The sequence below is a fragment of the Mesorhizobium sp. 113-3-3 genome, assembly GCF_016756495.1.
Taxonomy (GTDB): Bacteria; Pseudomonadota; Alphaproteobacteria; order Rhizobiales; family Rhizobiaceae; genus Mesorhizobium.
The window spans coordinates 4294740-4317282 of sequence record NZ_AP023243.1 but is presented as its reverse complement, the minus strand read 5'-3'; the positions used below and the strand labels follow the sequence as shown (position 1 = coordinate 4317282).

At 62.2% G+C, this 22543-nt stretch carries 21 protein-coding genes; 18 read left to right on the top strand and 3 right to left on the bottom strand.

The genetic code is table 11. From position 1 onward, the window contains the following. Positions 1-53 precede the first annotated feature (53 nt). The 16 genes from secY (at position 54) to JG746_RS20935 (ending at position 16643) form a co-directional block, all read left to right on the top strand. A complete protein-coding gene (secY, locus tag JG746_RS21010; RefSeq protein WP_202354515.1) occupies positions 54-1394 on the top strand; it encodes a preprotein translocase subunit SecY in 1341 nt (446 codons plus the stop codon). Further along, entirely contained in the window at positions 1391-1987 is a 597-nt protein-coding gene (locus JG746_RS21005) for an adenylate kinase (RefSeq protein ID WP_202354514.1), read from the top strand. Before secY ends, JG746_RS21005 begins: the two co-directional genes overlap by 4 nt. Positions 1988-2206: 219 nt before the next feature. Next, positions 2207-2575: a 30S ribosomal protein S13 gene (gene rpsM / locus JG746_RS21000; protein WP_006205445.1), complete on the top strand. Its 369-nt coding sequence runs from the start codon at positions 2207-2209 to the stop codon at positions 2573-2575. Positions 2576-2732: 157 nt separating this feature from the next. Continuing rightward, positions 2733-3122, top strand: a complete 390-nt coding sequence (rpsK, locus tag JG746_RS20995) for a 30S ribosomal protein S11 (RefSeq protein WP_006205444.1) — start codon at positions 2733-2735, stop codon at positions 3120-3122. 104 nt (positions 3123-3226) lie between these two features. Continuing rightward, positions 3227-4237: a DNA-directed RNA polymerase subunit alpha gene (locus tag JG746_RS20990; protein ID WP_006205443.1), complete on the top strand. Its 1011-nt coding sequence runs from the start codon at positions 3227-3229 to the stop codon at positions 4235-4237. A gap of 104 nt (positions 4238-4341) precedes the next feature. Next, a complete protein-coding gene (rplQ, locus tag JG746_RS20985; RefSeq protein ID WP_202354513.1) occupies positions 4342-4773 on the top strand; it encodes a 50S ribosomal protein L17 in 432 nt (143 codons plus the stop codon). Positions 4774-4953: 180 nt separating this feature from the next. Continuing rightward, the gene (locus JG746_RS20980; RefSeq protein ID WP_202354512.1) at positions 4954-6447 is read left to right on the top strand and encodes a DegQ family serine endoprotease; all 1494 of its coding nucleotides are present in this window, start codon (positions 4954-4956) and stop codon (positions 6445-6447) included. Between the two features lie 41 nt (positions 6448-6488). Beyond that, on the top strand, positions 6489-7796 hold the full coding sequence (locus JG746_RS20975; protein ID WP_202354511.1) for a replication-associated recombination protein A: 1308 nt from the start codon (positions 6489-6491) through the stop codon (positions 7794-7796). A 5-nt stretch (positions 7797-7801) separates the two neighbouring features. Then, positions 7802-8473 carry a DUF930 domain-containing protein gene (locus tag JG746_RS37215; protein WP_244730353.1) on the top strand — a complete coding sequence of 224 codons (672 nt, stop codon included), beginning with the start codon at positions 7802-7804 and terminating at the stop codon, positions 8471-8473. 176 nt (positions 8474-8649) lie between these two features. Next, positions 8650-9480: an aspartyl/asparaginyl beta-hydroxylase domain-containing protein gene (locus JG746_RS20965; RefSeq protein WP_202354510.1), complete on the top strand. Its 831-nt coding sequence runs from the start codon at positions 8650-8652 to the stop codon at positions 9478-9480. A 144-nt stretch (positions 9481-9624) separates the two neighbouring features. Continuing rightward, positions 9625-11382 (top strand): hypothetical protein, encoded by a 1758-nt coding sequence (locus JG746_RS20960; protein ID WP_244730350.1) that lies wholly within the window; start codon positions 9625-9627, stop codon positions 11380-11382. 50 nt (positions 11383-11432) lie between these two features. Continuing rightward, positions 11433-11807, top strand: a complete 375-nt coding sequence (crcB, locus tag JG746_RS20955) for a fluoride efflux transporter CrcB (RefSeq protein WP_202354509.1) — start codon at positions 11433-11435, stop codon at positions 11805-11807. Positions 11808-11868: 61 nt separating this feature from the next. Beyond that, positions 11869-12849: an RluA family pseudouridine synthase gene (locus JG746_RS20950; RefSeq protein WP_202354508.1), complete on the top strand. Its 981-nt coding sequence runs from the start codon at positions 11869-11871 to the stop codon at positions 12847-12849. Positions 12850-12896: 47 nt separating this feature from the next. Next, positions 12897-13769 carry a DMT family transporter gene (locus JG746_RS20945; RefSeq protein WP_202359419.1) on the top strand — a complete coding sequence of 291 codons (873 nt, stop codon included), beginning with the start codon at positions 12897-12899 and terminating at the stop codon, positions 13767-13769. Positions 13770-13781: 12 nt separating this feature from the next. Beyond that, positions 13782-14573, top strand: a complete 792-nt coding sequence (locus JG746_RS20940; protein ID WP_202354507.1) for an ATP12 family chaperone protein — start codon at positions 13782-13784, stop codon at positions 14571-14573. Positions 14574-14753: 180 nt separating this feature from the next. After that, positions 14754-16643 (top strand): MFS transporter, encoded by a 1890-nt coding sequence (locus JG746_RS20935; RefSeq protein WP_202354506.1) that lies wholly within the window; start codon positions 14754-14756, stop codon positions 16641-16643. Between the two features lie 79 nt (positions 16644-16722). Here the strand turns inward: JG746_RS20935 and JG746_RS20930 are convergent, their stop codons facing one another. Continuing rightward, a complete protein-coding gene (locus JG746_RS20930; protein WP_202354505.1) occupies positions 16723-16914 on the bottom strand; it encodes a DUF2735 domain-containing protein in 192 nt (63 codons plus the stop codon). Positions 16915-17226: 312 nt separating this feature from the next. Here JG746_RS20930 and JG746_RS20925 point away from each other — a divergent pair, with 312 nt between their 5' ends. Next, the gene (locus JG746_RS20925; RefSeq protein ID WP_096445694.1) at positions 17227-18267 is read left to right on the top strand and encodes a glutamine synthetase beta-grasp domain-containing protein; all 1041 of its coding nucleotides are present in this window, start codon (positions 17227-17229) and stop codon (positions 18265-18267) included. A gap of 119 nt (positions 18268-18386) precedes the next feature. Here the strand turns inward: JG746_RS20925 and JG746_RS20920 are convergent, their stop codons facing one another. Beyond that, entirely contained in the window at positions 18387-19544 is a 1158-nt protein-coding gene (locus tag JG746_RS20920; protein ID WP_244730348.1) for a DmpA family aminopeptidase, read from the bottom strand. A gap of 42 nt (positions 19545-19586) precedes the next feature. Continuing rightward, positions 19587-20189, bottom strand: coding sequence for a TetR/AcrR family transcriptional regulator (locus JG746_RS20915; protein WP_202354503.1), 603 nt, complete (start codon positions 20187-20189; stop codon positions 19587-19589). Positions 20190-20337: 148 nt separating this feature from the next. Here JG746_RS20915 and JG746_RS20910 point away from each other — a divergent pair, with 148 nt between their 5' ends. After that, positions 20338-21759, top strand: coding sequence for an APC family permease (locus JG746_RS20910; RefSeq protein ID WP_202354502.1), 1422 nt, complete (start codon positions 20338-20340; stop codon positions 21757-21759). Positions 21760-22543 lie beyond the last annotated feature (784 nt).

The following is a 22543-nucleotide window of genomic DNA, read 5'->3' as shown; positions in this document are numbered from 1 at the left end:
ACGCACCGCCTGACCTCACGGGCCATCAAGCGTTACCAAGCGGAGAATCAGGCATGGCTTCGGCTGCTGAACAACTAGCCTCGAATCTGAATTTCTCGGCCTTCGCCAAGGCGGAGGACCTGAAGAAACGCATCTGGTTCACCATCGGCGCGCTGCTCGTCTACCGCCTCGGTACCTACATCCCGCTTCCCGGAATCAATCCCGACGCCTTCGCCCAGGCCTTCTCCTCGCAGAGCAAGGGCGTGCTTGGCATGTTCAACATGTTCGCCGGCGGCGCCGTGCAGCGCATGGCGATCTTCGCGCTCGGCATCATGCCTTACATCTCCGCCTCCATCATCATGCAGCTGATGACCTCGGTCATCCCGTCGCTGGAAGCGCTGAAGAAGGAAGGCGAGCAGGGCCGCAAGGTCATCAACCAGTACACGCGCTACGGCACCGTGCTTCTGGCACTGGTGCAGGCCTACGGCATTTCGGTCGGACTTGAGAACGGCAACGGCATCGTCAGCGATCCCGGCATGTTCTTCCGCATTTCCACCGTCGTCACCCTGGTCGGCGGCACCATGTTCCTGATGTGGCTCGGCGAGCAGATCACCGCGCGCGGCATCGGCAACGGCATTTCGCTGATCATCTTCTCCGGCATCGTCGCCGGCCTGCCGCATGCCATTTCCGGCACGCTGGAACTCGGCCGCACCGGTGCTCTCTCGACCGGCCTGATCCTGGCGATCATCGTGCTCGCCATTGTCGTCATCGCGCTCATCGTGTTCTTCGAGCGCGCCCAGCGCCGCCTGCTGATCCAGTATCCGAAGCGCCAGGTCGGCAACCGCATGTTCCAGGGCGATACCTCGCATCTGCCGCTGAAGCTCAACACGTCGGGCGTCATCCCGCCGATCTTCGCGTCGTCGCTGCTGCTGCTGCCGGCCACCATCGCCGGCTTCTCGCAGACGACCAACATGCCGGCCTGGGCCAGCACCATCCTGGCGTCGCTTGGCCACGGCCAGCCGCTCTACATGCTGTTTTACGCGGCGATGATCGTGTTCTTCGCCTTCTTCTATACAGCGATTGTCTTCAACCCGAAGGACACCGCCGACCAGCTCAAGAAGCATTCGGGCTTCATCCCGGGCTATCGTCCAGGCGAGCGCACCGCCGATTACATCGATTACGTTCTCACCCGCATCACCGTCGTCGGCGCCATCTATCTGGTGCTGGTGTGCCTGCTGCCGGAGTTCCTGATCTCGGCGACTGGCGTACCATTCTACCTTGGTGGCACATCGCTTCTGATCGTGGTCAGTGTCACGCTCGATACGGTTGCGCAGATTCAGGGCCACCTGATCGCGCACCAGTATGAAGGCCTGATCAAGAAGTCGAAGCTGCGCGGGGGGAAGAAAGCCAGATGAGGTTGATTTTGCTTGGGCCGCCAGGGGCGGGCAAGGGGACACAAGCACAAAGACTGGTAGAAAAACACGGCATACCCCAGCTCTCGACGGGTGACATGCTGCGTGCCGCCGTTCAGGCCGGTTCCGAAGTCGGCAAGCGTGCCAAGGCGGTGATGGATGCCGGTGAACTGGTGTCCGACGCCATTGTCAACGCCATCGTCGCCGAGCGCATCGACCAGGCGGACTGCGCCAAGGGATTCATCCTCGACGGCTACCCGCGTACGCTGGTGCAGGCCGATGCGGTTGAATCGATGCTTTCCGAACGTGGCATCGGCCTCGACACGGTCATCGAACTGGTAGTCGACGATAGGGCCCTGGTCGGCCGCATCGTCAAGCGCGCCGAGGACGCCAAGGCCGCCGGCCAGCCGGTGCGCAAGGACGACAATCCCGCGGTGTTCGAAGAACGCCTGCGCGAGTACTACAAGAAGACCGCTCCGCTGACCGGCTATTATTACGCCAAAGGCAAGCTCAAGACGGTCGACGGCATGGCCAGCATCGACGCGGTTACCGCCGAGATCGAAGCCGTGCTGGAGGCGGCCGCCAAAGCGCGGTAACGGAATCTAAAGATTAGGCTTGACGGGAGCGGCTCGCTGCGGTATGGCGGCCCGTCTTCCTATCAGCTGCGAACTTTGCTTGTCCGCAAGGGCAAGGCAGTCGCTTTGAACTGGAAACTCCCGCAAGGGCCGGCCTCCACCGGACGCGGGGCAACTTTGACAGCGCCGGGACGACCTTGTTTTTGAAGGTTGGCCGGCCCACATGGAGAAGGAAAGAACATGGCTCGTATAGCCGGCGTCAACATTCCGACCAACAAGCGCGTCGTCATCGCGCTTCAGTACATTCACGGCATTGGCAAGAAGTTCGCTCAGGAGATCGTCGACAAGGTCGGCATCCCGGCCGAGCGCCGTGTCAACCAGCTGACCGACGCGGAAGTGCTGCAGATCCGCGAGACCATCGACCGCGACTACCAGGTCGAAGGCGACCTGCGCCGCGAAGTGTCGATGAACATCAAGCGTCTCATGGACCTCGGCTGCTACCGCGGCCTGCGTCACCGCCGCTCGCTGCCGGTTCGCGGCCAGCGCACGCACACCAATGCACGCACCCGCAAGGGCCCGGCCAAGTCGATCGCCGGCAAGAAGAAGTAATTTAGGGAATAAGGGAGTAGGGGAGTAAGGCAGTGGGGAATGCCCGCCAATCGGGTTGCATTCTTCCCTACTCCCTTACTGCCCTATTCCCCTACTCCTTTACGAAGGTGGAGCCGCTGGCATTACGGCGGTGTAGAGATCAACTGAAAGGACTATCATGGCCAAGGAAGCCGCTCGTGTTCGCCGTCGCGAACGCAAGAATATCTCGTCGGGCGTTGCCCACGTCAATTCGACCTTCAACAACACGATGATCACCATCACCGATGCGCAGGGCAATTCGATTGCCTGGTCGTCGGCCGGTGCCCAGGGCTTCAAGGGCTCGCGCAAGTCGACCCCGTTCGCCGCCCAGATGGCTGCCGAGGACGTTGCCAAGAAGGCCCAGGAACACGGCATGCGCATGCTCGAAGTCGAGGTCTGCGGACCTGGTTCGGGTCGTGAATCGGCTCTGCGCGCTCTGCAGGCGGCCGGCTTCACCATCACTTCGATCCGTGATGTGACGCCGATCCCGCACAATGGCTGCCGCCCGCGCAAGAAGCGCCGCGTCTAAGAAATTACCGAACGCCGCGCGAACGCCCACAGGGGCGTTCCTCCGCGGTATTCCAGGTCGCCCGCCACGATTGGATGGTGGCGGGTCAACGGAAGGAAAGCATCATGATCCAGAAAAATTGGCAGGAACTGATCAAGCCGAACAAGATCGAGTTCTCGTCGAAGAAGAAGACGCTGACCACGCTGGTGGCCGAGCCGCTCGAGCGCGGCTTTGGCCTCACCCTGGGCAACGCGCTGCGCCGCGTGCTTCTGTCTTCACTGCGCGGTGCGGCCGTCACCGCCGTGCAGATCGACGGCGTTCTGCATGAATTCTCGTCCATCGCCGGCGTGCGCGAGGACGTGACCGACATCGTCCTCAACATCAAGGAAATCGCCATCCGCATGGAAGGCGATGGCCCCAAGCGCATGGTCGTGCGCAAGCAGGGACCCGGTGCGGTTCTCGCCGGCGACATCCAGACGGTTGGCGATGTCGAGATACTCAACCCCGACCACGTCATCTGCACGCTGGACGAAGGCGCTGAAATCCGCATGGAATTCACCGTCGACACCGGCAAGGGCTACGTCCCCGCCGAGCGCAATCGCGCCGAGGACGCGCCGATCGGCCTGATCCCGGTCGACAGCCTCTATTCGCCGGTCAAGAAGGTCTCCTACAAGGTCGAGAACACCCGCGAGGGCCAGGTTCTCGACTATGACAAGCTGACCATGACCATCGAGACCGACGGTTCGATCTCGGGCGAGGACGCGGTGGCCTTCGCCGCCCGCATCCTGCAGGACCAGCTCGGCCTGTTCGTCAACTTCGACGAGCCGCAGAAGGAAGTCGCCGCCGAAGCCGTCACCGAGCTTGCCTTCAACCCGGCGCTGCTCAAGAAGGTCGACGAACTCGAACTTTCGGTGCGTTCGGCCAACTGCCTGAAGAACGACAACATCGTCTACATCGGCGATCTCATCCAGAAGACCGAAGCCGAGATGCTGCGCACCCCGAACTTCGGCCGCAAGTCGCTGAACGAGATCAAGGAAGTCTTGGCGGCGATGGGCCTGCACCTCGGCATGGAAGTGCCGGACTGGCCGCCGGAGAACATCGAAGACCTCGCCAAGCGTTACGAAGACCAATATTGAGCATGAATTCCAAGGATCGGCGGCGTGAGCCGCCCGATCCGACGGTCATGCGGAAAACCATCAGAGGCCCTGGCCTCTTGAACAACTGAAGAAGGAAAAGAGCCATGCGCCACGGTTTCAAGGGCCGTCGCTTCGCCAGAAGCATTAGCCATCGCAAGTCGATGTTCGCCAACCTCGCCGTGTCGCTGCTCGAGCACGAGCAGATCGTCACCACCCTGCCGAAGGCGAAGGACCTGCGTCCGATCGTCGAGAAGCTGGTGACGCTCGGCAAGCGCGGCGACCTGCACGCCCGCCGCCAGGTGATCGCGCAGATCGGCAATGAAGGCGTCGTCAAGCGCCTGTTCGACACCATCGCCCCGCGTTACGCCAACCGCAACGGCGGCTATCTGCGCATCATGAAGGCAGGCTTCCGTCACGGCGACAACGCCGCGATGGCCGTCATCGAGTTCGTCGATCGCGACACCTCGGCCAAGGGCGCGGGCGACCGCGCTCGCCTCGAAGCCGAAGGCACCGACGAGGAAGCCGCCGCCGCATAAGGCCACGTCTTTCCGGAATGAATTGAGGGGCCTGCGGGCCCCTTTTTCATGTCCTTCGCGGTTTAGAGCACGCCCGGAAAGATCCGCCGGCTCGAAAATAATCGGATTTCAGCGGCTTAGCCTTTCATTTTGCACAATCGTCGGGACAATGCGCCCGAACTTGCCTTGGAGGATTCGCGAATGCGCGCCAAAAGACTGTCCCTTGTCCTGCTCTGCGCCTTCATGGTGTTCGCAGCCGCACCGGCAGTCCGGCAGGCGTTCGCCGAAGACGCCGCAAAGCCCGCCGATCCGGGCCTGTCTGACGTGCTGACCGATCTGCTGCATGGCGTCGAGGGCGAGAACGCCACCTCAGGACCCGACAAGCGCGTGCCGTTCGGCCGCGAAGAGGTGCAGCTTTCGTTCGCGCCGCTGGTCAAGCAGACGGCGCCCGCCGTGGTCAACGTCTATGCTTCGCAGACGGCCAAGGTCACATCGCCTTTTGAAGGCGATCCGTTCTTCGAGGAGTTTTTCGGCCGCGCCCAGCCGCGCGCGCAGTCCTCGCTCGGCTCGGGCGTGCTCGTCGATCCGAGCGGCGTCATCGTCACCAATTTCCACGTCATCAAGGATGCCGACGAGGTCAAGGTGGCGACCGCCGACGGCCGTGAGTTCACCTCGAAGGTGATGCTGAAGGACGAGACGCTCGATCTCGCCGTGCTCAAGATCGAATCCGACAAGCCGTTCCCGGTCATCGCCATTGGCGATTCCGACGCGCTCGAGGTCGGCGACCTGGTGCTGGCCATCGGCAACCCCTTCGGCGTGGGCCAGACCACCACCAGCGGCATTGTTTCGGCACTTGCCCGCAGTCATATCGGCGTCTCGGATTCGGGCTATTTCATCCAGACCGACGCGGCCATCAATCCCGGCAATTCCGGCGGCGCGCTGATCAACATGGGCGGCCAACTGGTCGGCATCAACACCGCCATCTACAGCCGCAGCGGCGGCTCGATCGGCATCGGCTTCGCCATCCCCGCCAATATGGTGCGGGCTTTCGCCGATGCCGCCAAGGCCGGCCTCGACTTCTTCGAACGTCCCTATATCGGCGCCGAGTTCGAGGCGGTGACGCCGCAGATCGCCGAATCGCTCGGCATGGAAAAGCCGACCGGTGCGCTCGTCTCTTCGGTCGACGCCACGGGACCAGCCGGCAAGGCCGGGCTGAAGGCGGGCGATGTCGTGCTGCAGATCAACGGCAAGCCGGTCGAGAGCATCGAGGCGCTGGACTATCGCATGGCGACGCTGTCGATCGGCACCAAGGCGAATTTCGCGATCCTGACCAAGGGCCAGCAGGCGGCGATGGACATCGCGCTGGAGCGCGCGCCGGAAGGTGCGAAAGCCTCGGAAGTTACGCTGCATGGCCGCAGCCCGTTCTCGGGCGCCAAGGTCGCGGAACTGTCGCCGCGCCTTGCCCAGAAGCTTGGCCTGCGCACCGATCTCAAGGGCGTCACCGTGATCGATGTCAATCGTGATTCGCCGGCCGCCGATTTCGGCTTCCTGCCGGGCGACATCGTGCGCGAGGTCAACGGCACCACCATCGATACCGCCGCGACGCTGGCTCAGGTAGCCCAGCAGGATACGCGCTGGTGGCGCTTTACCGTCGAGCGCGGCGGGCAGATACTGCGCCAGGTGTTGCGTTACTGAGTTCGATCTGAAGGGATCGCGCTCCAAACCAAAAGAAGTGCATGGCCGATCTGTTCAGCGTCGATGAACCGGAAAAGGCGCCGCCCGGGCGGCCGCTGGCCGACAGGCTGCGGCCAAAGAACCTTGGCGAGGTCGTCGGCCAGGAACATCTGACCGGCCCTGATGGCGCGCTGACCCGGCTGATCGGCTCGGGCTCACTCGGTTCGATGATTTTCTGGGGGCCGCCGGGCACCGGCAAGACCACGGTGGCAAGGCTGCTTGCCGGTGAGACCAGCCTTGCCTTCGAGCAGATATCGGCGGTGTTTTCCGGCGTTGCCGACCTGAAGAAAGTGTTCGAGACGGCCAAGCTGCGCCGCGCCAACGGCCGCCAGACCCTGCTTTTCGTCGACGAGATCCATCGCTTCAACCGCGCCCAGCAGGATTCCTTTCTCCCGGTCATGGAGGATGGGACGGTCGTTCTGGTCGGCGCCACGACCGAGAATCCGTCCTTCGAACTCAACGCGGCTCTGTTGTCGCGCGCGCGCGTCATGGTCTTTCATTCGCTCGGCGAGGAGAGCATCGCCAAGCTGATGGTGCGGGCGGAAGAGACGGAGGGCAGGGCGCTGCCGCTCGATGACGAGGCCCGCGCCATGCTGATCCGCATGAGCGATGGCGACGGACGCGCCTCGCTGACGCTCGCCGAGGAGGTCTGGCGTGCCGCCAAGCCTGGTGAGGTCTTCGACCCTGAAGGGCTGCAGCGCATCGTCCAGCGCCGCGCGCCGATCTACGACAAGGGCCAGGACGGCCACTACAATCTGATCTCTGCACTGCACAAATCGGTGCGCGGTTCCGATCCCGATGCGGCACTCTACTATCTCGCGCGCATGTTCGACGCCGGCGAGGATCCGCTCTATCTCGGCCGCCGGCTGGTGCGCATGGCGATGGAGGACATCGGCCTTGCCGATCCGCAGGCGCTGGTCGTCGCCAACGCCGCCAAGGACGCCTACGACTATCTGGGCTCTCCGGAGGGCGAACTCGCCTTTGCCGAAGCCACCGTCTATCTTGCCACCGCGCCGAAATCCAACGCCGTCTACACCGCCTTCAAGGCCGCCACGCGCGCTGCCAAGGAGCATGGCTCGCTGCTGCCGCCAAAGCATATCCTCAACGCGCCGACCAAGCTGATGAAGGAAGAGGATTACGGCGCGGGCTATCGCTACGACCATGACGAACCGGACGCCTTTTCGGGCCAGGACTATTTTCCGGAGAAGATGGGCCGCCAGACCTTCTACGATCCGCCTGAGCGCGGCTTCGAGCGCGACATCCGGAAGCGGCTCGATTATTGGGCGAAGCTGCGCAAGGAACGGGAATAGCCGGCTTGCGCGGCCCGGTGGTCGTCACGCTTCGAGGCGAGGCCTCGCCATGGGGCATTTCAACCTCGGTTGCTCTCCACGCGCTGCTGGCAGCCATGCTGGCGCTCATGCCGCTGCCGAAGCGGCCGAAGCGGCTGGACGAGGAACGGATGTCGGTCGATATTCTGACGCCGCAGCAGTTCGAGGCCTCGACAAGGCCGCCGCCGGCGCCAGCACCGCCTCCCGAGGCACAGGCGCCCGCGCCGGCACCAACGCCGAGCGCTCCTCGACCTGCACCGCCCACAGCGCCGGCCATGATTCGGCCGACCGAAATGCTGTCGGCCAAGACGCTCGCCGATCCGCGCAGCCGGCAGGCGCGCGCCGACCTCGCGACCTTCGCTTCGGACGAACGCATGGTGCAATTGTGCAATCTCGAGGCGATGGACCAGATCCGGCAATGGCGCGCGGACTTTCGGCCGGAACGCGTCGTGCCTTACGCCACGGCTGAGGAGAAGGTCAGCGGCACCACGATCTCCGCGGAGGGCGCGGCTTTCCGCAGTCGCAGAAACTGGTATAATCTGAAATTCAAATGCCAGCTCGCACGGGACGGCGAAAGCGTCATCGGCTTTGAGTTCCTGGTCGGCGATCCCGTGGCCAGGGAGAAATGGGACGAGTTCGGCTTGCCAGCGGTGCATTGACCCCAGCGGTGCATTGACCGAAGTCTGGCAAATTCCACCAGGCAACTGCCAGGCCACGATGTCGTGGCGTTGTGCGGCGACCCAAAAAACCTTATCAAGGCGCACGACCGGGCGGTGGTCGTTGCCGTGATTTGGCAAACTCATTCGCAACAGGATCGCGCTCCGCGCGTGGAAAAATGACAAAATCCCTTCGCAAATCCCTTCGCAAATTCGCCATCGCCGTCCCGCTTTTCGCCCTTGGCTTCTACTTCATCCCCATTCTGACGACGATCTTCGTTGTCTGCGGCCTGATCGACGTGCTGCGCAACGACAGGAAGGATATGGCGCTGTTCTCGGGCTATTTCCTCGGCAACGGCCTGTTCACCTGGCTCTTGTCGCCGTTCAACCTGCTGGTCGATCTGCTCTGCTACAGGAACCACGGCGTCTGGAAGCTGGAGCAGTTTCCGCAGGATTATCAGCGCGAGGTCAATGAGGTCCTGGACATCTTCAAGGCACGCAAGGAAGAGATCATCGCCGACATCGACGCCAATTTCGGCGCCGGCCGGCGCGGCATGTATGTCTACCAGTGGTACGGCAAGCACAAGATCGACAACATCGCCGAGTTCAACAAGGATTTCAAATACATCAAGACCATCGCCGTGTCGGTTTTCAGCAAGCGCGAATCGACCTCCTGGCACTTCGGACCGCTGCGGCTCAGCCTGCGCATCCTTTACAACCTGATCCCGGTGAAGGCGGAAATCTTCGTCGAATGCGGCAACGTCAAGAACTACTGGTACGACAATCCGCAGTTCATTTTCGACGACACGCTGCTGCACCGTTCGGTCAACGAATATGACGGCCGCCGCTACTGCGTGTTCATGGACATCATCAGGCCGTCCCCGTTCCCGAGGTTAATCGCCGGCATGCTCGCGGTTGTTTCGGTCAGCGTCGAACGCATCAATTCGATGTTCTACAAGAACTGGAAGATGATCGGCTCGACCAAGCCGAAGAAGGTCGAAACCACCTGAACTGAGAATCCGTCGACGCTGCCGGCGGCGGTTGCAAGCAAGCATCTCCGCCGGCTGCTTCGTGGCGGCCCTTCAGGGCCTTCTCCTTGCTTGCGAGATGCTCGTTCAAGCAACTGTCCATTTGGGCTCTCAACACTTCATTATATGAATCTTGTCACAAGATTCGCCGGAGCGGGTCCTGGCAGTGTCTGGGATGGCTCCGGTTTTGGTCCCGCAGTTCTGTCTCTTCCTCCCTGGCGGCCTCAAGTGACAAAGAACAAGATCTTCGGATTCTGGACGGGTACCTACCTGTGCACCGTGTTGCTTGGGATTGCCCTCAGCGCCGCATACATAAATCTCGAAGAGTCCGTCTACTATTGGGACTTCGCGGCCTATTTCAACATGTTCAACCAGCAGGGCGCGCTCCTGGTCGAGAGCCCTTCCGAATGGCTGAGCCAATTGGGCACCTCCATCGCGACGGAAGATTACGGCGTGGCGATCCTGGTGCCCCTGATGCCGTTTCACCTTGTTTTCGGCGGTTCAAGGCTTTCCTTCGTCGCCGGAATAGTCGCGGTCTACCTGGTCCCGGCAGTCCTTTTGATAGGCAGGATAAGCTATCGGGAGGCGGTCTCCGAGACACCGTCCCGAAGCTGGATCGCCGTCTGGATCGCGGCCTTCCTGTACACGCCGTTCTGGGCGCCGACGCTTCGGGGAATGCCTGACGTTGCCGGCTGTCTCGCCCTGACCGCGGCAACCTATTTTCTCTGGAAATCCAGGTTCCTGACCCGCGAACCGGTGATATCAGGAATATCCGTCGGCGCGTGCCTATGGTTGGCGTTCATGCTGCGCCGCTGGTATGCCTATGCCGCCATAGGGATCACCGTTTCCGCGGCATTTTTCTGTTTGCTGCGGATCGCGAGGGACCGAGACTTTGCCGCCTTCCGCAACGCGGCTCTGGGCGGCGTGTGCGCGGTTTTCCTCATTGCGGCAACGGCGTTGAATTTCCAGCTGCCGCTGATCGCCAAGATTCTGCAAACCAGCTACGCCGACCTTTACAGCGGATACAAGACGACCTTCGTCACCCAGCTCGGTGGCGTCGGATCCCGGCTCAGCTACCTGAACTGGGCGTTGATTGTCGTGGGCCTCTACATCTCGATTGTGCGCCACAACAGATTTGCATTGTTCTGTGCCATGGCCTCGGTGGTCACCTTCCTGGCTTTCATCCGGACGCAGGACCCGGAACGGCATCATTCCTTGCCAATGTTTCTCTGGCTCTTTCCCGCCTATGCCCAGGCGATCGTTTCGATCGTCTCCGTGCCGGGGCTGAAGTCACTATGGTCGACCGCCGCCATGGCCGTTGTCGCCGGACTGGCTTTTTTGGGCACGTTTTTTCCGGCCGGCCGTCAGCTGCTGTCCCCGGTTGGCTTTGTCTTCGCCAGGGAGGCCACGCTTCCACTTCACCTCGACAATCTCCCCGAATACCGGCGCCTGATCGATGACCTCATCGCCAGGATGGGACCGGAGGACCGCTTTTCGGTATTTGCGTCGGGTCCGGTGATGAGCGACGCCCTGTTGTTCGGCATGAACCGGGACCTGGTTGCCCATGTCGGATGGATTTGCCAGGTGGACAGTCGTGATCGGTTCCAGCCGGACTCATTGAAATCCAGATATGTCGTCGTGACCGACCGGCCGGTCACGCATCTGCAACCGGGCGCGCAGATCTGCGTCACGATCCCGAACCAGCATATTCTTGAAGGCAAGGGCATCGGCGGCGCATACAGGCGCATTGCGCAATACCGATTGTCCGGCGGTGTCGCCGGCTATCTCTACGAACAGGCGCGCCCGGTCAGCAAAGCCGAGGTCGATGCCCTCTATGCCGAGTTCAGGAAGAAGTACCCGGATTGGACAGCGCCTGAATGGTGAAGGGCATGCAGGGATTGACGCCACCACCCTTGCAGGGGCAGTAGACAACGATGTTCAATCTGCTTCTCGTGGTCGTCGGCGGCGGCATCGGCGCGGGCATCCGCCATCTCACCAATATGGGCGCGCTGCGTCTTGTCGGCCCCAACTACCCCTGGGGCACGATGGCCATCAACATTGTCGGCTCCTTCGCCATGGGCCTGTTCATCGCCACCCTGGCGCGCCGCGGCGGGTCGAACGAAGTCAGGCTGTTCGTCGCCACCGGCATCTTTGGCGGCTTCACGACTTTTTCCGCCTTTTCGCTCGATTTCGCGACGCTGTGGGAGCGGGGAGCCACGCTGCCGGCGTTTGGATATGCGCTGGCCAGCGTCATTGGCGCCATTGTCGCCCTGTTTCTGGGACTTTGGCTCGCAAGAAGCCTGCCTTAGTGCTATTGCCGCGCCAAGCGCAGGCCGAGCCCTGCTTTGGAAACGGATAAGCGAAGAAAAAATGGCAGGCGTTGAACAGATCACGGTGGAGGCCGGCGAGGCGGGCATGCGGCTCGATCGCTGGTTCAAGACGCATTTCCCAGGCCTTGGTTTCGGCCATCTGCAGAAGCTGCTGCGCTCCGGCCAGATCCGCGTCGATGGCGGCCGCGTCAAGGCCGACAGCCGTGTCGAGCCCGGCCAGGTGGTGCGTATCCCGCCGCTTGAGGTCGACAAGAAGGGCGAGAGCGCGCTGACCGGCCATTCGATCCGCAACCAGGGCGATGCCGACGTCCTGGCAAAAATGCTGATCCATGAGGATCCGAAGGTCTTCGTCTTCAACAAACCGGCGGGCCTTGCGGTGCAGGGCGGTTCGGGCGTAACTCGCAATGTCGACGACATGCTGGAAGCCTGGCGCAACCAGAAGGGCGAAAAGCCGCGGCTGGTCCACCGGCTCGACCGCGACACGTCGGGCGTGCTGGTCGTGGCCCGCACGAGACTGGCCGCCATGAAGCTGTCGGAATCGTTCCGCGCCCGCGAAACGAAGAAGACCTACTGGGCCCTGGTCAAGGGCGTGCCGCCGAAGCGCGAGGACAAGATCTCGACCTGGCTGATCAAGGAGCCCACCGAGGACGGCGATCGTGTCCGGGTCGCCGCGCATGGTGAAAAAGGCGCCGACCATGCGGTGTCCTACTACCGCATCATCGAGCAGGCGGCGCAGACCATGACCTGGCTGGAAATGGAGCCCTATACCGGCCGCACCCACCAGCTTCGCGTCCATGCCGCCTATATCGGCTGTCCGATCATCGGCGACCCGAAATATTTCGAGGCCGACACCAACTGGGATTTCCCCGGCGGCATCCAGAACCGCCTGCATCTGCATGCGCGCCGCATCGTCATTCCGCACCCCGACAAGGGCGTCATCGACGTCACCGCGCCGATGCCGCCGCATATGCGCCAGAGCTGGAACCTGATCGGCTTCGACGACGCCAGCGCGGAGGATTGATCTTGAGCGGCGCCACGGACGCGCTGGATCGGCGCGATACAGTCGACATGGCCGCCGCCGCCATCATGGTCGGTCTGACCTTTTCCTGGGGCCTGAACTACGTCGCCGCCAAAATCTCCTATGCCGGCTACGACCCCGTCTTCCTGTCGATCGCTCGCTCGATCATCGGCGGCTTCTGCGTCTTCCTCTGGTGCCGCTGGCGCGGCATAGCGCTGTTCGCGCGCGATGGCACATTGCTCGCCGGCATCGCCGTGGGCGTGCTTTTCGGCATCGAGTTCCTCTGCCTCTATGTCGGCCTGGAGCATACGACCGTTGCCCGCAACACGCTGCTGGTCAATTCAATGCCGTTCTGGATGCTGATTGGCGGTCACTTCCTGCTTGGCGAACAGATCACCATGCGCAAGTTCCTCGGCCTGCTGCTGGCGTTTGCCGGCCTCACCGCCGTCTTTTCCGACAAGCTTGGCGGCGGTGGGGACATGCTGTTCGGCGATCTGCTCAGTCTCGGCTCCGGGTTTTTCTGGGCCTTGACCAACATCCTCATCAAACGGTCGAAACTGGTTGAGGCGAGCGCCGAGAAGCTGCTGCTCTACCAACTCGCCGGCGCGGCGATCGTTGGCATATTGGTGCTGCCTCTCGCCGGGCCGCCGGTGCGTGACCCGTCCTTGCTGCCGACATTGGCGCTGCTTTTCCAGGCGATCTACATCGTTGCCTTCACCTATGTCCTGTGGTTCTGGCTCCTGCGCCGCTATCCGGCCTCCGGCCTGTCCAGCTTCACCTTCCTGTCGCCGGTTTTCGGTGTCTTGTGCGGCGCGCTCATCTTGAACGAGCCGCTGACCATTCGCATTTTTCTGGCACTTGGCTTGATTGCGGCGGGCCTGATCATCGTCAACCGGCCGGCGCGCAAGCTGACACCGGTGTGAGAGAGAGTTTTCATGCGTGACATCCTCAACGACCTTGAAGCGGGCAAGTATCTTTCCGATCCGGATCCGGTGCGCCGCGCCCAGATCCAGATGAAGACGCCGCTGCCCAAGCGCTTCTACAAGACCGCTTCGGTTGCGCCGGTAGAGGAGGGTTTTGCCGTGCATCTCGACGGCAAGCCGGTGCGCACGCCGGGCAAGGCGCTGCTGGCGCTGCCGACCGAGGCGGCGGCGCTGCTGGTTGCCGACGAATTCGCCGAACAGGGCGAGACGATCAATCCGGTGACGATGCCGGTGATGCGTCTGGTCAACACCGCCATCGACGGCGTTGCCAGCGATCCGCAGGCGGTTCTGGAAGACATATTGCGTTTTGCCTCGTCCGATCTGCTCTGTTACCGCGCCGACGCGCCTCAAGGGCTGGTCGAGCGGCAGAACGGGCAGTGGGATCCGGTCGTCGATTGGGCGCGCACTGCATTGGGGGCTCGCTTCAACCTTGCCGAGGGGATCATCCATGTCGAGCAGCCGCGCGAGACGATCGCCGTTCTGGGCAGTCATCTCAATCAGCGCGCCGAGCCATTGCGGCTGGCCGCCATCCACCTCATGACCTCGCTGACCGGTTCGGCGCTGCTGGCACTGGCCGTCGATTTTGGCGAACTCGACGCCGATTCTGCCTGGGCCGCCGGCCATGTCGACGAGGACTGGCAGATCGAGCATTGGGGGCAGGACGCCGAAGCGGTCGCGCGCCGCGCCGCCCGCAAACGCGACATGATGGCTGCCGTCAGCCTTCTCGAAGCGCTCAAGGCCTGATCCTTACGGCGATTGCCGCACCGCACCTAATACCAAAGTCATAATCCCATCGTCGCTCTGCCGTCGTGGGACGCTTTCTGTCATTTTTTCGGTGATGGCTGTCGTGAGTCCGTGCTCGGAGGAGAACGCGGACGATTGAACGCAGCATCGAGGACAAGGGTCTCACGGGAGGACAAGGCAATGGCAATTGCATCGACCGCCGGCGGAACGAGCCGCGGCATGACGCGGGAGGAGAAGAAAGTTATCTTCGCTTCCTCGCTCGGCACCGTTTTTGAATGGTATGATTTCTATCTCTACGGCTCATTGGCCGCCTTCATTGGCTCGACCTTTTTCAGCCCGACCATTCCCGAGGCGACGCGCAACATCTTCGCGCTGCTGGCCTTTGCCGCCGGCTTTCTCGTGCGCCCGTTCGGGGCTCTGGTGTTTGGCCGTATCGGCGACCTCGTCGGCCGCAAATATACCTTCCTCGTCACCATGACGATCATGGGCCTGTCGACCTTCCTGGTCGGTCTGCTGCCCGGTTATGCGACCTTGGGTATTGCGGCTCCGGTGATCCTGATCATCCTTCGCATGCTGCAGGGTCTGGCGCTCGGCGGCGAATATGGCGGAGCGGCAACCTACGTCGCCGAGCACGCGCCTGACGACCGTCGCGGTTTCTACACCTCATGGATCCAGACGACAGCGACGCTTGGCCTGTTCCTGTCGCTGATCGTCATTCTGATTGTTCAGGGCTCTCTGAGCAAGGAAACCTACGCCGCTTGGGGCTGGCGTATTCCATTTATCGTCTCCTTCGTACTGCTCGCGGTTTCGATCTGGATTCGACTGTCTCTGTCGGAGTCTCCGACCTTCCAGAAGATGAAGGATGAAGGTAAAGGCTCGAAGGCACCGCTTTCGGAAGCCTTCGGTCAGTGGAAGAACGCCAAGATTGCACTGCTGGCGCTGCTTGGCCTCACTGCTGGCCAGGCCGTGGTCTGGTACAATGGCCAATTCTACGCGCTGTTCTTCCTGCAGAACGTGCTGAAGGTCGATGCGCAGTCGGTGAACATCATGATCGCCATCGCGCTGGCGCTCGGCTCGATCTTCTTCGTGGTGTTCGGCTGGCTCTCCGACAAGATCGGCCGCAAGCCCATCATCATGGCTGGCCTTGCGCTCGCCATCGTCTGCACCTTCCCGCTGTTCAAGGCATTGACCTGGGCCGCCAATCCGGCGCTTGCCAAGGCGCAGCAGAACACGAGGGCGACGGTCACGGCGGCCCCTGGCGACTGCAAGTTCCAGTTCAACCCGGTCGGCACCGCCAAGTTCACGACGTCATGCGACATCGCGACTTCGTTCCTGACCAAGAACTCGGTTCCCTTTGACGTGGTGTCGACCGCCGCGGCCGGAACGGCTGCGTCGGTCAAGATCGGCAACGAGACGGTGGCGTCCTATGACGCGGTCGCCGCGGGCGATCAGGCCAAGGCCAAGGACGCTGCCTTCGTCAAGGCCGTCAACATGTCGCTGCAGGACGGCGGTTATCCGCTGAAGCGCGCGGCGATCAAGGTCGCGGACCAGAAGCTTGACGCCTTCATCGCGGCAAATCCGGAGCTGAAGCTCGATGCCGCCGCCATCCGTGGCGGCGAGAAGGCAGCCGTGCCAGCCGAGCAGGCGGTCAAGGACAAGATTCTGACCGCAGACGAGGCAGCGGGCGCGCCTGAGGTCACCGTCTACAACATACCCGGCGGCGGTGCCTTCGCGATGTTCGCCGATCCGGCGGCGGTGAACTGGCCGATGACGATCGGTATCCTGTTCATCCTGGTTCTGTTCGTCACCATGGTCTATGGGCCGATCGCCGCGATCCTGGTCGAGATGTTCCCGACCCGTATCCGCTACACCGGCATGTCGCTGCCCTATCATATCGGCAATGGCTGGTTCGGCGGACTGCTGCCGGCGACGGTGTTCGCGCTCAGCGCCTATAAGGGCGATATCTACTATGGCCTTTGGTATCCGGTGGTGATTGCGGCTATCACGCTGGTCATCGGCATGATCTTCGTTCGCGACACGCTTGGCACGGATCTTCACGACAAGGACTAGCGGACGGAGCATCGGCAACAGAAAGCCCGGCGTGAGCGATCACGCCGGGCTTTGTTGTCTTGGGCCTGCAAGAAGCGGGTCAGCTCTTGCGCTGATTTTCTTCCTCGACGGCCGCTTCGTGATACCAGCCGTCAAAATCGGCATGCGTGTACCGCAGCGAGGCGAGCTCTGCCGCGAATTTCGCCTTTGCGCCTAAATTTGAGGCAGAGTTGCGGGCTGCCAGAGGGAACATCAGAATTTTTGCCGACGGACGGGATGAGACGACTTCCATGGGCGATCTCCTTTCTTCTTCAGGAGCTTGTCGATTCAGCTTTCTCCAAGATAGGCGCTGCGATTCCTTTAGGCAATATGCCTACGAAAAGATCATTTTTTGCCTAATATTTATGCATGATGTGCGTTTGACTGATATGGGCCCAGTGATGAGGCGGCTCAGCAAATTCAACGCGATATCCCTGCCATTTTGCCGCACCCGCCGACTCCGGAGTGGCACACGAATTGCATTTTAAGGATCGGCAGCGCCGGCTGCCGACGGCGGACGCGTGTCGCCGTTTGGTGTTCGGTGAACAAGCAACGAGAGGCTAGAATGACGAAATATAAGCTCGAGTACATTTGGCTCGATGGTTACACCCCGGTCCCCAATCTTCGCGGCAAGACGCAGGTCAAGGAATTCGCCGAATTCCCGACGCTCGAACAGCTGCCGCTGTGGGGCTTCGACGGCTCCTCGACCATGCAGGCAGAAGGCCGCAGCTCCGATTGCGTGTTGAAGCCGGTGGCGCTTTACCCCGATCCGGCCCGCACCAACGGCATTCTTGTCATGTGCGAGGTCATGATGCCCGATGGCGTCACGCCGCATGAATCGAACAGCCGCGCGACCATCCTCGACGACGAGGACGCCTGGTTCGGCTTCGAGCAGGAGTATTTCTTCTACAAGGACGGCCGTCCGCTCGGCTTCCCCGAGAGCGGCTATCCCGCGCCGCAGGGCCCGTACTACACCGGCGTCGGCTACAAGAACGTCGGCGACGTCGCGCGCAAGATCGTCGAAGAGCATCTCGACCAGTGCCTCGCGGCTGGCATCAACCACGAAGGCATCAACGCCGAAGTGGCCAAGGGCCAGTGGGAATTCCAGATTTTCGGGAAGGGCTCCAAGAAGGCCGCCGACCAGATCTGGATGGCGCGCTACCTGCTCCTGCGTCTGACCGAGACATACGGCATCGACATCGAGTTCCACTGCAAGCCGCTCGGCGACACCGACTGGAACGGCTCGGGCATGCACTGCAACTTCTCGACCAAGTTCATGCGCGAAGTCGGCGGCAAGGCCTATTTCGAGGCCCTGATGGCGCAGTTCGACAAGAACCTGATGGACCACATCGCCGTCTACGGCCCCGACAACGACAAGCGCCTGACCGGCAAGCACGAGACCGCGCCGTGGAACAAGTTCAGCTATGGCGTCGCCGACCGTGGCGCGTCGATCCGCGTGCCGCATTCCTTCGTCAAGAATGACTACAAGGGCTATCTGGAAGATCGCCGTCCGAACTCCCAGGGCGACCCCTACCAGATCGCCTCGCAGGTGCTGAAGACAATCTCGCAGGTTGCGACCGACGCGAAGGTCTCGGCCGCCGCCTGATTGTTTCGCGACGCGGATCGCAAGGTCTTCGCCGCGACCAGAACTCGGTAACAAAAAGCCCTGGCGGAGAAACGTCAGGGCTTTTTCGTCTTTGCGAGGCGCGGGTGCGTCTGCCGTTCTCAGCCGGCGACAGCCCCACGTGTCCTCAGCGCCGCTAAAACCTTGCCATGCGGCAAGGCAGGCGTGCGGTTGCCGTCGCGGCCGGTCATGTCACTGTTGGCGACCAGCGCATTCAGCACCGCCTCCTCGGTCGCCTGCACGACGGCTGCATAGAAATCGTCCATCCGCCCCCAAGGGATGAAATCCATATGGCTATAGCTTTGCTCGGTCGGGGCACCCCTGGGAAAGCGACCATTGAGTTCATCGCGATTGGCGGTCGAGAAGCCGAGAAAAATGTCGCCGGAGAAATGCGAGCCGGTGGTGCCCGTCCGCGCCAGGCCGAGCGGCACGCGCCGGGCCAGCGCCTTGCATTGGCCGGGCAGTAGCGGTGCATCGGTGGCAATGATGCCGATGCAGGAACCGGCGCCGGTCGGGCTGCCGCTGAAGTAGGACTCCATCGGATTGTCATCCGCAAGCTCATGCCCAAGCGGTACGCCGGCGATGGTGAGTTCGCGACGCGAACCGAAATTGGCCTGCAGGAAGACGCCGACCGTGTAGGAACGATGGCCGTAGTCGACGATCCGCGAGGCCGTGCCGGAGCCGCCCTTGAAGGCATAGCAGTTCATGCCGGTGCCGCCGCCGACCGAGCCCTCCTCGATGCGTCCGCTCGCCGCATTGTCGATCGCGGCGATGGCGTGGTCGACCGTGACATGCGAGCCGTTGATGTCGTTGAGATAGCCGTCCCAGGTTTCGGCCACCACCGGCAGCAGCCATTGCTTGGCGACGTCGGGTTTGTGGCGCGCCACCCAGTCGATAACGCCACGATGGCAGGGGCCGACCGCATGGGTGTTGGTGATCAGGATCGGCAGGCTGATGCTGCCGGCCTCCTCGATCCACGATGCGCCGGTCATCTCGCCATTGCCGTTGAAGGAATGATAGCCGGCCGCGCAGGCTGAACCGACGCCGTCTCGGCCGAACGGCAGGATGGCCGTCACGCCGGTGCGCACCGGTCCGTGTCCGAGGTTGAGCTCGCCTTCGCCCTTGATGATCGTCGAGTAACCGACCAGGACGCCGGCGACATCGGTGATGGCATTGGCGGGGCCGGGCGTGCCTTGCAACGGAATGGCGAGCGCCCGGGCTCTCGCTCTGCCGGCTGGCGTGGTGGTCTGGGTCGGCATTTGGTCCATGCTTGGGATTTGCTCCGTTGATACAAAGCCGGCTCAGCGAAGGCTGCAGCCGGTGGCAAGCTCGGCGTAGCTGGTCAGGATGGCCAGCGCCGAAAGCTGATCGACCGCAGGCACGACATTGACGAGATGCAGCCCCAGCCCGTCCTCCAGCACCACGAGGCTGCGCGCGATCGTCTCGCTGGCCGTCTGCAGCTTGAAGACGCCGGTGGCCGCACCCGCTTCCAGGATGCCGACATAGATCGACACCTGCCGTTCGAACAAAGTGATGTGGCGGGCGGCATAGCTCGCATCCGATCGCGAATAGGCGCCGAGCTCGAGCAGCAGCCGGCAGAGCTGGTCGTCCGCGTCGGTCGGCAGCCCGCTCTCGATCATCGTCTTCAATCGCAGCCGCGGATCGGCGATCTCGGCGACCGACGCCGCGCGTATCGTGCAGAACCGTTCGACAGCCTTGCGCTGCACATCGTCCAGCAGGTCCTTGAGGCCGGGATAGTAGTAGAGCAGGGCGCTCGAGCTCATCCCCGCCTCATTGGCGACGTCGCGCAGCGTGACGCCGGCAAGGCCGCGCCTGGCGATCATCGATTCCGCCGCCGCGACGAGGGTGAGGCGGCGATCGGTCTGGGTTTTGGGTCGTCCCATTTTTGGTTTCCTGAATTTGATTCAGTTTAAAACTGGCATACAAAATTTTGCAAGCACCATAGCGCCATATTTGTTGACGATACCTGACTCCGTCGATAGGTTCCGCAGCGGAGGATAATTTTTATCTTATTAAAAAAAGGGGAGGACGATGTCTACAAACGAAGCAACCACAGGGCCGGTCGACAAGGCCGCGCCAACCGCCAAGGGGCTGGACCGGGCGCTCAATGCGCTGGGCACGCTGATGATCGTCTTGTCGGCGGTGACGCCGGCATCCTCGGTGTTCATCATCGTGCCGGGCGTCATTGCGCTTGCCGGCACAGGCTCATTCCTCAGTTTCGTCATTGCCGCGGTCATCGGGCTGTTCATGGCCTTCGTCTATGCCGAGCTGTCGTCGGCCTACCCGATGGCCGGCGGCGAATACACCATGATCGGCCGCACGCTTGGCCGCTTCTGGGGCTTTGTCACGCTGGTGCTGGTGTTCGTCTCGATCGTGCTGATCGTCGCCGTCATAGCGCTCGGCGTCGGCACCTATCTCGGCGTTCTCATTCCCAATCTCAGCCCGCAATGGGTCGGCGTGGTGACGATCGCTCTGGCCGGTACGGTCGCGGCCATGCGCATCAAGCTCAACGCCTTCGTCACCGGCATCTTCCTTGGCATCGAGATGCTGGCGCTGCTGATCCTGACCGGTCTCGGCTTCGCTCATGTCGAGCGGCCGCTGTCGAGCCTGTTCACCTCGCCGCAATTGCTCGATGCCTCCAACACGCTGGTGCCGGCGTCGGCCGGCATCATCCTTGCGGCCACCGCTGTTTCGCTCTTTGCCTATAATGGCTATGGGGCGGCTGCCTATTTCGGCGAGGAGACGCAGGACGCCAAGCGCAACATCGGCAAGGTCGTGGTGTGGGCGCTGTTGATCACGGTCGCTGCGGAACTCATTCCGCTGACCGCCGTGCTGCTCGGCTCACCGGATCTACCGGGCCTGCTCGCAGCTCCGCAGAAAATAGAATATTTCCTCGAGGCGCGCGGCGGCCATGCGCTGACGGTGCTGATCAGCCTTGCCATCGCGGTTGCCATCTTCAACGCGGTCATCGCGATCATCCTGCAGGCGGCGCGGCTGCTGTTCAGCTCCGGCCGCGACAAGACCTGGTTCAGCCCGATCAACGACGCGGTCGCCTCCGTCCACGGCAGCTATGCGTCGCCCTGGATCGCCACCATCGTCGTGTCGGTGCTGGCGGCGGTCGCCTGCTTCATCGACATCAACCTCTTGCTGGTGGTCAGCGGCACGTCGCTGGTGGTGATCTACGCGCTTCTGTGCGTGGCGGTGTTTGCCGGCCGCCGCAACGGCAGCACGGCAGGCGGGCACTACCGCATGCCGCTGTTTCCGGTCCCGGCCATCCTGGCCTTCGTGGCGCTGGTCTATGTCGCCTACCAGAACCTGCTCGACGCCGCCTTCGGTCGCCCGAGCCTGATCGCCACGCTGCTGATCATGGTCGTGGCGGCGATCTACTATGTGCTGGTGCTCGCCAGGCGAACGGACTGGAACCTGCACGGCCCCGACGAACTTGCCGGATAAGGCGTCACCCTCCGACTCTTGTCCCTGCAAGAACCCCGGCTTCGGTCGGGGTTCTCTTTTGTCACGGCGAGGGATCCGCGTGACCCTGGTGCATCAGCCGATTCGGGTGGTGGGGCCGGGTTGCATTGCCGAGCCTTGTAGGCCATTTGCCACGACCTCTTGCCGACAATTCGCGATGTACGGTCTGGATTGAAATACCCCCAAAAAAAGTCAAGCTGAAAAGGATCGAACAAATTCACCGGACGGGGAGGCTTTTGACTGACCCCCGTCGGCGCCATTGGTGTCGTGCGTTTCCGAGTTCATTGAAAAAGCCCGGAAAACAGCCTGTTCCGGCTCATCCGTACACCAACGATGCCCAGTATAAGCCTCTGTTCATACATCGAAATTGGCGATTCATGCCTTCGCCCGGCGACGTTGACAGATCACGTTGCGGCATGCGTATTCACGCCATGGGGTTACGCCAAAGCGATGCTGTTCGAACGGGGCGGGGTTTCTTGAACGACGGCATTGGCGGGGGCGCCGGACGAGCGGGCATTGCAGCCTGAGGCAGTGCGCCGCTCGCTCCTGGCGTTTTGCCGCGCCGGAAATGGCTGCTCGTTAGCTTTCCTTTGAGTCTTCTGCCGGGCACTGGCCCAGGCAAATCAGACCATCAAACAATCCTTAAAACCAAAAGAGTTCGCCACGCTGTTGGGTGGCCAAGCGATTCATCGCGAAGCGTCGAGACAGCAAAAAGCCCTTGAAGGGGAAATCCTTCAAGGGCTTTTCGACGCTATTCGTACGGGGT

Excerpts from the sequence above, each read along its gene's own strand:
- secY (WP_202354515.1), top strand. The coding sequence starts at position 54 with ATGGCTTCGGCTGCTGAACAACTAGCCTCGAATCTGAATTTCTCGGCC.
- JG746_RS21005 (WP_202354514.1), top strand. The coding sequence starts at position 1,391 with ATGAGGTTGATTTTGCTTGGGCCGCCAGGGGCGGGCAAGGGGACACAA.
- rpsM (WP_006205445.1), top strand. The coding sequence starts at position 2,207 with ATGGCTCGTATAGCCGGCGTCAACATTCCGACCAACAAGCGCGTCGTC.
- rpsK (WP_006205444.1), top strand. The coding sequence starts at position 2,733 with ATGGCCAAGGAAGCCGCTCGTGTTCGCCGTCGCGAACGCAAGAATATC.
- JG746_RS20990 (WP_006205443.1), top strand. The coding sequence starts at position 3,227 with ATGATCCAGAAAAATTGGCAGGAACTGATCAAGCCGAACAAGATCGAG.
- rplQ (WP_202354513.1), top strand. The coding sequence starts at position 4,342 with ATGCGCCACGGTTTCAAGGGCCGTCGCTTCGCCAGAAGCATTAGCCAT.
- JG746_RS20980 (WP_202354512.1), top strand. The coding sequence starts at position 4,954 with ATGCGCGCCAAAAGACTGTCCCTTGTCCTGCTCTGCGCCTTCATGGTG.
- JG746_RS20975 (WP_202354511.1), top strand. The coding sequence starts at position 6,489 with ATGGCCGATCTGTTCAGCGTCGATGAACCGGAAAAGGCGCCGCCCGGG.
- JG746_RS20965 (WP_202354510.1), top strand. The coding sequence starts at position 8,650 with ATGACAAAATCCCTTCGCAAATCCCTTCGCAAATTCGCCATCGCCGTC.
- JG746_RS20960 (WP_244730350.1), top strand. The coding sequence starts at position 9,625 with ATGAATCTTGTCACAAGATTCGCCGGAGCGGGTCCTGGCAGTGTCTGG.
- crcB (WP_202354509.1), top strand. The coding sequence starts at position 11,433 with ATGTTCAATCTGCTTCTCGTGGTCGTCGGCGGCGGCATCGGCGCGGGC.
- JG746_RS20950 (WP_202354508.1), top strand. The coding sequence starts at position 11,869 with ATGGCAGGCGTTGAACAGATCACGGTGGAGGCCGGCGAGGCGGGCATG.
- JG746_RS20945 (WP_202359419.1), top strand. The coding sequence starts at position 12,897 with ATGGCCGCCGCCGCCATCATGGTCGGTCTGACCTTTTCCTGGGGCCTG.
- JG746_RS20940 (WP_202354507.1), top strand. The coding sequence starts at position 13,782 with ATGCGTGACATCCTCAACGACCTTGAAGCGGGCAAGTATCTTTCCGAT.
- JG746_RS20935 (WP_202354506.1), top strand. The coding sequence starts at position 14,754 with ATGGCAATTGCATCGACCGCCGGCGGAACGAGCCGCGGCATGACGCGG.
- JG746_RS20930 (WP_202354505.1), bottom strand. The coding sequence starts at position 16,914 with ATGGAAGTCGTCTCATCCCGTCCGTCGGCAAAAATTCTGATGTTCCCT.
- JG746_RS20925 (WP_096445694.1), top strand. The coding sequence starts at position 17,227 with ATGACGAAATATAAGCTCGAGTACATTTGGCTCGATGGTTACACCCCG.
- JG746_RS20920 (WP_244730348.1), bottom strand. The coding sequence starts at position 19,544 with ATGCCGACCCAGACCACCACGCCAGCCGGCAGAGCGAGAGCCCGGGCG.
- JG746_RS20915 (WP_202354503.1), bottom strand. The coding sequence starts at position 20,189 with ATGGGACGACCCAAAACCCAGACCGATCGCCGCCTCACCCTCGTCGCG.
- JG746_RS20910 (WP_202354502.1), top strand. The coding sequence starts at position 20,338 with ATGTCTACAAACGAAGCAACCACAGGGCCGGTCGACAAGGCCGCGCCA.